Below are 11277 nucleotides of genomic sequence, written 5' to 3' on the forward strand. Positions count from 1 at the left end.
GATGCCCTGCCGGTGAGGACTTTGATAGCGGGCAACTTGCGTTACGGACCATCAACATCCACGCCTGCACAGGTTGCAGCGGGTGCCCCATTCACTGCCTTTTTTTCGTCCCTTTTGTATCAAGACGAGGGACACCTCGGTTGGAGAAAATCGTCTCCTGTTTCACATTAAGGCCTCCTTATCCTCCTTCCCTGTTCATTTTTTTAGTGATTAAAAAACGAGCCAGCAAAAGTTTCAACGGCTGGAAGGGGTACAGCAACAAACTGATTTTGGGGGGCTTTGCAGAACCTGCCATTTTGTTGGGAGGTAGTTGTACTACCGACCCTGGTGACCTTTTAACGGGAGTACAACTCCCCCAGAACGAAGAATTGAGGGTTTTGCAAAGCCCTCTTTGGATCATTCCTGTCCCAAGTTGACGTCAGATTAAGAATATGACATTTTTTTCCCGATATTCCTGACCTGTTCGATCGGTCACAAGATCGCCTGAGGCATGGACAACGCAATGATGTGGTTGACATACTTTCTGGTATTATCCGTTTGTGATACTGTTTAAAGAAGCTTTGCAGAACCTGCTATTTTGTTGGGAGGTGGTTGTGCCACCGGGCTTGGTGACCTTGTTTAGCGGGGGGTACAACTCCCTCAGAACGAGGAACCGGTGGTTTTGCAAAGTTCTGTTTAACTGTTTCTTCTGAGCCTCAGCGTAATTCAACTGGAGATAGAAACTGATTTACTGACCCTTGTTTTCAAGAAAAAAACCTGAACATAAACTCGTCGTTATCGGAGATAGCATCAGCCAGGGATTTAACAACGGTGGAATCTACCGGACAGACCTGAACTTTCCCTCTTTCCTGGCTCAATGCTTTAAACCGCAGCCAACCTTTGACCAGCCCAATTTTACCGCGCAGGCCGGTATTCCGCTCAACCTGGAGGTGCTGGTTCGGGGACTGGAGGATGAATACGGGGACTCCATTGAGTGGAATGAATACCTGCCGGCAGCCGGGCACCTCTACTCTACCCTGCGCAGGATCAAACGCTACTGGGAGGGCCATTTCAAGCCGCTGGCCAACGAGCGATCCATGCCCTATCACAACCAGTCGATATGGGGTTTTGCAATGAATGACGCCTGGATGGTCAACGAAAAAATGAGCCGAGAATATATCAAGGTCCACCGGGAAACCTACTCCGTATTCAACGTGCTGCCCGATCACGCCATGTATATCACCGCCTGCATGGTATTAAATCCCTCGTTCAGTGAAAAATTCTCGGATTTTACGCAGATCGACAATGCCCGCTATCTTCAGGAGCACGGGGGTATCGAAAACCTGATCGTTACGATGGGGCACAACAACATCATCGGGGCGATTACCGATCTGCGATTTGAATATTCCGAGCCCGAAGACCTTGAACAACCACCCTCTGAACGAAATTACACGGTGTATCGGCCCGAGCATTTTGAAACCGAGTACCGTAAGCTGGCCGAACGAATCAGCTCCATCGGGGCCAAACGGGTCATTACGCCAACCATTCCCTACGTGACGATTCCACCGGCGGTGCGCGGCATCAATGAAGATCTCTCGCGGGAACGCGGCGGTTATTTTGACTACTACACCCGGTTCTGGATCTGGGACACCGATTTCAATCCCGATGTTCATCCCCATTTTACCAAAGACGAGGCGATTAAACTGGATATGATCGTGGATGAATACAATCAAATTATCCGGACGATTGCCGAAGAATACGGCTGGATCGTGGTGCCGCTTAATCGGTATGTCAGTGCCATCGCCAACCGCCGGTTGCGGGGTCAGATCAAGGTTCCGTTTCCCAAAGACTTTTGCCAGGCCATGAAACGAAATCCCGCGACGGCGCATTTAGTGGAGGATCCCAAAAACCTGAAGATAAGTACGGACTACCTGCGGCTTGACCGGGAAACCGGCAAGGTGTACAAAGGCGGTATTTTCAGCCTGGACGGCATTCACCCCACCACCATCGGGTACGGGCTGATGGCCCACCTCTACTATGAAACCATGAAGGATAACGGCGTTAAATTTGACCGTGCGCTGGACTGGGATTTTATCATCCGAAACGATACGCTGGTGACCGATCCGCCCCACCTGCTGGTCGAACTGCGCAACCTGCTGCGTTTCCTTTCGCTGGGCCGGCAGGAAAAGATCACCAAAATCGGGAAAAGCGTACTGGGTCAGCTAATGCAGGCCTTTTCCCCGAGACGGCGCACCGGCCTGTAAATCAGGATTAGACAAGCGTAAAGCTCTATATTGACCTGGATTGTACGCGGATTCTACAGGCTGATGCCGGCGGTTACATAAAAACTCCGGCTGGGGGATGGAATAATACCCGGTCCGGGATACCCGGTGGCCCTTCTCGTAAAATAGATATTATTGGTCACATTATTGATCCCGGCTTCCAGGCGGAACCAGTTATGATTGTATTTGGCTGAGAGATCCATTACATGGTAGGCCGGGATAATGCCCTCGATCGCCGTGGGAGTTCGGCGGGCGTTGGTGGCGTCAGAAAACTGCTCGCTTACGTAAGAAAACTGCCAGGAGGCTTCGAAGTTTTTCCTGCTGAAGGTCAACCCCGTTTTGAAGTTAACATTCGGCACCAGCTCTACATCATTTCCTTCAATTCCGCTGATGTCGGAATCGGAATATTCGGATGTAATCAGCGCCAGGTTGGTAAACAGGGAGAGCCGCGACGAACGGGTTTCTCCCATGAACAAGCGGTACAGGTTGACCTCTGCAAACGTTTCGAGACCGTAAATTTTGGCGTCGGCCACATTTGTCCGATACCGAAACGTCCGATCTACCAGGCCGTTAAATTTGGGATTCGGCTCCGTTTTCAGGACCGTGCCGATGCGATCTTCGTAGGAAAGATGAAACAGGCTGACATCGTAGTTAAAAAAGGTATCCCGGCTCCCGCGCAGTCCCAGGTCCACGTTAAATCCGCGCTCATCCTGCATATTCGGATCCACCTCCAGGCTTCCGACATCCACCCGAATATCGTTAAAGTTGATAGCCCGGTAATTTTGGGAGTAATTGGCATAAACCTCCAGGTTCCTGCTCCCCTTGTAGCTGGCCCCGATTCCAAAAAAGACGAAAGAGCGCTTTCGGTCCCGCTGCTCCTCGATCCGCTCATCCACCAGTATATTTCCGGCCAGGTCTTCCACGATATTGCGATAATACCCGTCCGCTTCGGTCCGGATATATTCAAACCGAACGCCCGGAGTAATGCTTAATTCAGGAGTGATGTTGAATATATTCTCGACAAAAAGCGATCGATTTCGACTCGGCAGATCGAAATCGGATCCCCGAAGGTTATCCGGACTCAGGTAGCTGAAATCGGGATCGCTCCCATCGGTGCCCCGCCCCTGCCGGCGATGGGTAAACCCGTTGTAAAATCGGGTTCCCACCAGGAAAACCGAGAGCTGCTCTCCCAGCGGGTAGCGGTGAATCAGCCGCGTTTCGTTGCCCCAGTTGGTAAAATCGTCTTTCAGCAGGTTGCGGGGTCCTCCAAAATCCAGGCGGTCGATCCGTTCCAGGTTTCCCACCGCGTCGCGCCCCGCCTTCAGCCCGAAAAAGCGCGTGTTCAGCCTGGTTTTTGAACTGAACTCATAATTAGCTTTCAGGGCCAGCAGGTTCCAGTTTACCCGGAACCAGTTCCGCTCGCGGTTCGACTGGCCCGGATCCTCCTCAAACTGGGCGTCCGTCAGTCCCCCGGGCTGATGGGCCAGGTAATGCATGTAGGTGTACTCCGGGTTGATCGTCAGTTTCGGCGTAATGTTGTACTGTACCGAACCGTAAGCCGTGTGCTGGTCAAGCTCAGAATTGGGCCTCCAGCCGTCGCTCTTCTTGTACTGGTAAAACCCGTAATAGTTCATATTTTCCGTTGAGCCACCAACGCTGTTGAACGAGCTCCACATGCCGTAGGAGCCGACCGACTGGTTTGAATTGAGCTGCAGCCGTTCATCTTCGGGACCGTCCTTGAATACAAAATTCAGCAATCCCCCAAACTGGGTACCGTACTGGAGAGAGGCTGCCCCGCGTACAATCTCAATCCGCTTCAGTGCCCGCACGGGCGGGGTATAATAGCTTTCGGGGTAACCCAGCGCATCCGCCGCGATATCATAGCCATTCTGGCGCGTATTAAAATTGGAGCTCCTGTTGGGACTCAGTCCCCGCCCGCCGATGCCCAGCTGCACCCCGGCCTCGTCGCTCTGCCAAATATTGAGGCCCGGGACTTTGGCAAAGACCTGCCGGCTGTTGTTGGTGGCCAGGTTGGCGGCGATCTCTTCTACGACCACCACCTCGTTTTTCTTTGACTCGTTGATGGTCACCCCTTCCACTGAGCGCATCCGCGTGATGCCGAACGAGGCTGACTCAGTATCCTCAACGGTCAGTTCACCCAGCGCCCCTTCCAAGACCACAAGCTCAAAGTTGAGGTGGATATCACTTTCCTGAATGGTGATCTCCTTTGTTGTCACTTTTTTGCCGGGATGATACGCCGTAACGGCGTAGGTTCCGGGCTCAAGTCCCGTTATCCTGTACCGCCCTTTTTTGCCGGTTCGATCCTGAAAAGGGGTCGTCGTCGAAAACATGTTTCCGGTCTCCGAAGAGTCCTGTTCGGCGGCCGACGAGACAAACACATACGCCGCAGGCAGGGAATTCCCGGTTTCACTGCTTACTTTTCCGGATATGGTATAGGTTTGCGCAGATGCATAAAAGGGTATCCAGAAGAAAGTTGACAGAAAAAATGCAATTGTAAAACCGTACTTCATTTTCTGTGGCTTCCAAACCAGCTTTGTTGATTCTCGGGAAATGGCAAAATCCAGTCTTTATGATGAAAACCCTGTTCCACTTCGGTCAGATCCACTTCCGGGTCGATCATCAGGGTACTCCGCCGCCCATTGAGCGTCACGTAGGATTCAGCCGTAATCTGCAGATCGTCCATCCCCTCCTTTTGATACTGTTCCTCCAGGTAATGGGCAAACTGCAGAATCATGTCGGGCTGGGTGGACATCATTTTTTCCTGGTTGGGCGTCAGATATTGGTAGTTGGAGACCTGCCACCGATCCCCGGTTTCGGGATTGCGGACATTGAAGGTGGTATTGCCGGCCTTTTCCATCAGCATCACCCGCCAGGAAAAGCGGTATCCCTGCTCCGTCCAGAACAGGTTGCCCGGATACAACGCAAAACGCAGCGGAAGCAAAAGCTGAAGGACAAAGTGGATTACCAAAACTGCCGTCAACACAGAAGCAACCGTAGGACGATAATTAAACGTTTTTGTGCCGGCTGGGCTTTCTCCTGCAACTATTTTACCTCGTTTCACAAAAGATATTCTGCGCCACAGGTCTCCGGTTTTTTCGATGATTTGCTCGTGAAATTCTGCGGAAAAATAGATCAGCGTGCACAATATCATGATGTAGGGAAACATGCCGATCTGGAAAAGGGCAGCGGTCATCAGGTGGAAAACCACAACCGCGGCATAGGCATACCTGCGTGTCGGTTTGTAGAGCAGGAAAAAGACGAGGGACAGGTCATAAAAGGCTCCCGCCCAGCTAAAGAGGTAGGCGGTCGCGGGATATTCGAGCAGCGGACCGATCAGCGCCAGGTCGGCATTGGCCGGCAGCCAGATCCGCAGCGGCATGGCGTTGAGCAGCCAGTCGGCATTCAGCTTGGCGGTCCCGGCAAAAAAGTAGACGAGTCCCAACTGAAGTTTAAAAATATTGATCGTCCAGGCCGGTACATATTCGGCACGCAGGCCGGGCTTGCGCAGGAGGTCCAGTGAAAAATAGCGGTTGGCGGGAACCAGTATCAGCAGGAAACTGATGATACTGACAAAATAGTAGTGGTTCAGGTAGTTCGTTTTGTCGATGAGCTCGACATAGGTAAAGGTGAGAAAAAAAAGGACGGAGGCGACCCGGTAATGCCAGCCCAGCATTATAAACAGGGCAGAAAGACCCATCACCAGGAATAGCAGGTACATGCCCGGCTCCCCCAGCGGCTGTACCCATTCAAAGCCGTAAAAGGAGAAAAAATAGTCGGGTTGCACGTAGAGCTCGTAGATCCAGCCGTTCAGGGCAAACCGGACGATGCTGACCAGCATGATACCCCCGAAGATCACCCTGAAAACAGCCAGCGGCGCAATAGGAATATGTCTGCGGAAATACCGCTCTACAATGCCTTCCATTTCTGTTGCTCGTTAGTCTCCATCATTATCCTGGTACGTTATTGTCACCCCAAGTACCGAAGTCATATCGGCCTTCAACAGCGTCACTATTTTTTGCAGCTCCTCGAACGAGGTAAGTACCGGTTCATTGTCCTGTTCTATCTGCTGAGACAAGGGATCACTGAGACTGCCGAGCGCCGTTTGCGCATCCGTCAGCTCGGTTTTGATCTCTTCGGAAAGATCCCCGGCTCCCAGGGCTTCGAGATTGTCATCCAGTCCCTCGCCGCCGCCTCCTGTAAAGATCTGTTCCACCTGCCCGAGGTTGGCTTTTGCCAGCTCCAGGGAGTATCCGCCGTAGTAGGCTTCCGTAGCGGTGGGACGCTCCACGCCACTTCGCACGCCCGCCGGGATACCGATTTTACCATCCCGCAGAAAGCGCTCGTAATGCAGCACCAGGCTGTTGATGAGCATGCCGAGCGAGCTTCCCACATCGGTGCCCCCATTATTTTCGCTAAGAAACGTACCGATATAATTTCCTCCCGCTTCCCGCCACTCGTCGGCCGTGGTGTCCACCAGATCCTTGACAAAAGCGACGTTATCCAGCAGGTAGGTCATACGGCTCTCGGCATCGGTATCGGCGCTGTACATCGCCAGGATCTCCTCCTCGCTCTCTCCCACCCCGTGCAGCAGGTAACCGAGGGTCGGGAGCCCGGAGGCATCACGACTCTCAATCGTGCCCAGCGTATATTCACCGGTGGAGATATTTTCATTTACCTGTTCCGTGTCGGTGGGATAGGTATTGAGCGAAGCGCGCATCAGCACCGACTCGGCCGGGCCAAATTGAAACGGGCTCACATCCTGCCAGGCCAGGCGCATCTCTTTTAACGCCGATTGCAGTGCCTGCAAATGCTCCGGCGTCCGCTCGGCATTAAAATCCGAAGCCGCTGCGTCCAGATCACCGGCGGTGGACTGCAGGTTTTCAAAAGCCGGCAGAATGATGTTGTTGCCATAGTTCTGCAGCATGGCGGATCGGTCAAAATCGATCTCCTCGTCATCTGAGGATGTACTGCTGCTGCACGAAGCGACAATGAATACAAGCGTTATTGTGAAAAGTGATAAGAGTAAAGTCGAATAAATCCGCATAACATGAGTGTTTAACAAAAACCCAAACCCCGCGGGTTAATGGGGAAACGGGGTTCGGGATGACGGGTTATATGTGAGCTAAATCGTTATAGCTGATCCTGTACCGGTTCCAGGTCAGGATACAGGTCTACAAGTGTTGCCTTTGCATTGTTCAGTCCGCTGGATTTTACATTCCAGAAATTGCCGTTTTCCCCGAAATCACTGTTTAGAATCTGATCAATCTGGTCGGTGCTTATCACCCGCTGGGGACTATATTTCAAGGCATTTACAAAAGCCCAGGCTTCGGAAAGTGCATGAAAAGCCTCTCCCTGGTTACTATTGTTCAGGTGCTGCAGCGTGCTGTTGATGTAGTGTACGGCTGTTGCAGCAGACAACAGCTCCAGGTTTTCGTAAAGTACCTGTACCTGTTCGTCCAGTTCCGTTTGGTTGTCGTTAACGATAGCCGTGCGTCCCCGGATGAAGGCGTCCATAATCGTATCGTTGAAGCCGAGCAGCGGATCAGAGCCGTTGGAATACTTGCTCCAGAAACGGAGCTCGTCGGTGCGGGCGTCCGGCCAGTCGGAGTAAAAATCGACCGGGGCATCGAAATAGCCGTAGGCTTCATCGAAATGGTGCTCCTTGTCGGTGTAATTGGTTCCCTCGCGGAGCTCCTCGTTTTCGACGTTCGGACCGATGCGTTCATCTGTCAGGTACACGTTAAAAATCTGGTTGTAAAAAACAGCCCCCATCAATCCTTTTTCAACGAGCTGGGTAAACTCACGACCCTTTTCATCAACCAGTATGTCGCTGCCGCTGTCTTCCCGTTCCAACAGTCCGGCTACGCCGTTTTGAGCGCGAATTCCGGCACTGCCGTTTTCACTGGCGGCTTCGGCATCCGCAAAAAATCCCTCAAAAAGATTGTTGTCGAGATCGGGGGCAAACGTCTTGCTTTTGAGATCGCGGTCGGAAGTAAATGAAAAATGTCCGCCGCCGTTGCCATCCTTGTTTTCGAACATATCCAGCAGTGCCTGCTCAGAGATCACCTCTCCCTGGTGTGCAGTAGAAATGTAGGCTTTCATCTCTTCGACCATGTCGAGCCGGTCGGTCTGCCCTGGATAGGCGACCGTCGATTCCCCATTGCGCGTAAACTCGTAGGTGTCTGGGACTTCAATCTGCTCATTTTCATTATCCTCGCCATCAGAACTGGTGGTATCACAACCGGCGGCTGCGACCAGCAGGACCACCAGCAACGTTCCAAGACTCTTTAACTTGTATCCTTCTAAAAAATTCATAACACATTTTTTTCTTGCAGTTTCGATTCGACAGCAAGTATAAAACTATTTAGACTAATTATAAATAAGAAAGACAACTTTTCCTGCCTTCCATTATCCGGTTTTGCCTACACTTCTGTGAAGTGCCGCTGATTCTGCAATAGCGCCATATTTTTATGCAGCAATATGGCATCGCTATTTCTTCAAGACCGGCAAACATGACTAGTACTTAGTTTCAAAAGTTAGCGTAATTACCAAATCCGGCTGTCAAGCTGACTTTGTAAGGTCGCCCCCTGCGTCCCCTTCAAAAGGTGACGCAGGAGACTTTTTTACGCATGTAACTCGACAATGGCAACTACGCTTTTTCTGATTCCAGGTACCAGTACCTGATTGCAAAGGGAAGGTTTAAACCTGCTGATATCTCTACTCTACTAATCCTCTGCTTTTCGCTCCCTGTCGTACCCTAGTTCAGGCCCGCTTTCCTGAGCAAATCCAGTGTCCCCTCCAGGTTTTGAAGCTGCTCGTAATCGTATTCAGGGCTCAGCTCAAACGCCTGGTCGGCATCCAGCATAAAGTCCTGCACCTCTACGCCGTCTATCACCGGGTATTCATTAACCGACTGCACGGCAAACGACTGGGCTTCTTCAGAAACCAAAAACTTCAGGAATCGCAGTGCCTGTTCATTTTGATCTGACGTATTAAGCAGCGCGGCCCCCGTAACGAGCGCCAGGTTCCCCAGGTCGCCACTCTCAAAATGGTGCGTTTCGATCGGGGCATCGGGCTGGGGTGTCTGGTCCCCGCTCTTGGCGTCGCCGTATTTCATGCGCAGAACGTAATAGTGATTGGTCAGGCCCATATCAATCTCTCCGCCGACCAGCGCCTGTACCATCGGTGTGTTCGAGCTGTAGGCAACCGGGTTCAGTGCCTTCATACCCTCAATCCAGTCGAGTGTGAATTCCTCTCCTTCGATAATCCGCATGGCGGTAATGAAATCGTAAAAACTGCTGTAGGTCGGCGTCCATCCCACGCGACCTTCAAACTCCGTCATCTCCGTCAGCTCCGATATTGAGGAGGGCAGCTCCTCTTCACTCACATTCTGGGGATTGTAGGCAAGCACCCGGAAGCGTACCGTCACCGGAATCCACTGGCCGGATGAGGCCGTGTAGGAACTGGGAAGGGCAAGGATGGAATCGGGAAGAGCCTGCAGCCGGTTTTCGCTCGAGGCGTTTGCCAGCGCGCCGGTGGTGTTCGCCCAAAAAATATCGGCCGGGCTCTGTTCCCCCTCTTCCGCCAGCAGGGCCAGCAGTTCCGCATCATTTCCGTACCTGACCTCAACCTGCTCGCCGGTCTTTTCATTATACATATCCACCAGGTCGTCCACCAACGCCTGGCTGCGGCCAGAGTAGATCACGAGTTCCTCTGATTCCGGTTCTGAGCAGGCGGTCACAATTATCAAAAGGGAAACAAGCAGTATTGGAAATTTACTTTTAAATGAATTCATGATTGTCAAAATATTGCGGTTATTGGATTGTTTTGATCTGAACAGTGTTCGTACTTAAAGGAAAAATCCTTTGGGATATTTTCTAGATCAGCCCTGCCTCGCGCAGCAGGTTGAGGGTTCCGCCCAGGTTTTGCAGGTTTTCATAGTCATATTCCGGGCTGATGTTAATTGCTTTTTCGCTTTCCAGCATGTATTCGGGAAGAGTCACCGTATTGATGACCGGGTACTCGTGCACCACATCCGCGGCATAACGCTGGGCTTCCTCAGAGACGAGAAACCGCAGGAATTCCAGCGCCACCTGATCCTGGTCGGATGTTTGCAGCAGGCTGGCCCCCGTTACCAGTGCCAGATTCCCGATATCGCCCGTTGCAAAATGGTAGGTTTCGACCGGTGCATTTTCATCCACCACCGGTTCGTCAAAATAGACCTCTTCTTCATATTCGCCTTCGGCCCCGCCGTATTTATACTGCAGAATATAGTAGTGATTGGTCAGGGCGATATCGATCTCTCCGGCAATAAGCGCCTGGAGCATCGGGGGATTTGAACTGTAGGAAGACGGATTCAGCTGCTGCATGCCGTCCAGCCACGCCCGCGTCGTTTCCTCCCCTTCCAGGTCGCGCATGGTGGTGATAAAATCGTAAAAACTGGAGTAGGTGGGCGTCCATCCCACGCGGCCCTCAAACCGGGTGGCGCCGGGCAGATCTAAAACCGATCGGGGCAGCTCATCCGGATCCACGCGATCGGGATTGTAGGCCAGCACGCGGAAACGCACCGTTACCGGCAACCACACCCCGGAGGAAGATCTGTAGGAATCGGGTACCTGCAACAGCGTGTCGGGTAGCGTCTTCAGCATCTCAGACTTGTTGGCATTGGCCAGGGCCCCCGTGGTATTGGCCCAGAACAGGTCGGCGGGACTTTGATCTCCCTCCTCCTTCATAACCGCCAGCAGTTCGGCGTCGTTACCGTACCGGACGTCGACGGTGTAACCTGTTTTGGCTTCAAATTTTTTGACCAGGTCGTCAACCAGTGCCCTGCTGCGGCCGGAATACACGACAATACTGTCAGAACCAGATGGAGAGCAGGAGACAAACAGCATTAAAACGGATGCGAAAACGAATAGCCGGGTGATCCTCTGTTTAAACTTCATCTTAATTCCTTTGCTTCATCTTCTATTAATATTTTCATGGTACTGTATATGTG

At 52.1% G+C, this 11277-nt stretch carries 8 protein-coding genes; 2 read left to right on the forward strand and 6 right to left on the reverse strand.

Annotated features, from left to right (window positions below):
• Positions 1–416, forward strand: a 416-nt coding sequence (locus ACG2F4_RS02870; RefSeq protein ID WP_395258178.1) for a hypothetical protein, incomplete at its 5' end; no start/stop codon positions are given.
• Positions 417–737: 321 nt separating this feature from the next.
• Positions 738–2243 (forward strand): hypothetical protein, encoded by a 1506-nt coding sequence (locus tag ACG2F4_RS02875; RefSeq protein WP_395258181.1) that lies wholly within the window; start codon positions 738–740, stop codon positions 2241–2243.
• A 53-nt stretch (positions 2244–2296) separates the two neighbouring features.
• Here the strand turns inward: ACG2F4_RS02875 and ACG2F4_RS02880 are convergent, their stop codons facing one another.
• The 6 genes from ACG2F4_RS02880 to ACG2F4_RS02905 all read right to left on the reverse strand — a co-directional run bounded on the left by ACG2F4_RS02880 (position 2297) and on the right by ACG2F4_RS02905 (position 11224).
• The gene (locus ACG2F4_RS02880) at positions 2297–4792 is read right to left on the reverse strand and encodes a TonB-dependent receptor domain-containing protein (protein WP_395258184.1); all 2496 of its coding nucleotides are present in this window, start codon (positions 4790–4792) and stop codon (positions 2297–2299) included.
• Positions 4789–6204 (reverse strand): HTTM domain-containing protein, encoded by a 1416-nt coding sequence (locus ACG2F4_RS02885; RefSeq protein WP_395258186.1) that lies wholly within the window; start codon positions 6202–6204, stop codon positions 4789–4791. Before ACG2F4_RS02885 ends, ACG2F4_RS02880 begins: the two co-directional genes overlap by 4 nt.
• A gap of 12 nt (positions 6205–6216) precedes the next feature.
• Entirely contained in the window at positions 6217–7326 is a 1110-nt protein-coding gene (locus ACG2F4_RS02890) for an imelysin family protein (RefSeq protein WP_395258188.1), read from the reverse strand.
• Between the two features lie 86 nt (positions 7327–7412).
• Positions 7413–8597, reverse strand: coding sequence for a DUF4856 domain-containing protein (locus ACG2F4_RS02895; RefSeq protein WP_395258191.1), 1185 nt, complete (start codon positions 8595–8597; stop codon positions 7413–7415).
• Between the two features lie 442 nt (positions 8598–9039).
• A complete protein-coding gene (locus ACG2F4_RS02900; RefSeq protein WP_395258193.1) occupies positions 9040–9987 on the reverse strand; it encodes an extracellular solute-binding protein in 948 nt (315 codons plus the stop codon).
• A gap of 172 nt (positions 9988–10159) precedes the next feature.
• Entirely contained in the window at positions 10160–11224 is a 1065-nt protein-coding gene (locus tag ACG2F4_RS02905) for an extracellular solute-binding protein (RefSeq protein WP_395258195.1), read from the reverse strand.
• Between the last annotated feature and the right edge of the window lie 53 nt (positions 11225–11277).

Origin of the sequence: Halalkalibaculum sp. DA3122 (assembly GCF_043951865.1) — a bacterium.
In the GTDB taxonomy this organism is placed as follows: Bacteria; Bacteroidota; Rhodothermia; order Balneolales; family Balneolaceae; genus JAMQKA01.

Bases quoted from the DNA above. Each gene is read 5' to 3' on its own strand.
- ACG2F4_RS02880 (WP_395258184.1), bottom strand. From the start codon at position 4,792: ATGAAGTACGGTTTTACAATTGCATTTTTTCTGTCAACTTTCTTCTGG.
- ACG2F4_RS02905 (WP_395258195.1), bottom strand. From the start codon at position 11,224: ATGAAGTTTAAACAGAGGATCACCCGGCTATTCGTTTTCGCATCCGTT.
- ACG2F4_RS02890 (WP_395258188.1), bottom strand. From the start codon at position 7,326: ATGCGGATTTATTCGACTTTACTCTTATCACTTTTCACAATAACGCTT.
- ACG2F4_RS02885 (WP_395258186.1), bottom strand. From the start codon at position 6,204: ATGGAAGGCATTGTAGAGCGGTATTTCCGCAGACATATTCCTATTGCG.
- ACG2F4_RS02895 (WP_395258191.1), bottom strand. From the start codon at position 8,597: ATGAATTTTTTAGAAGGATACAAGTTAAAGAGTCTTGGAACGTTGCTG.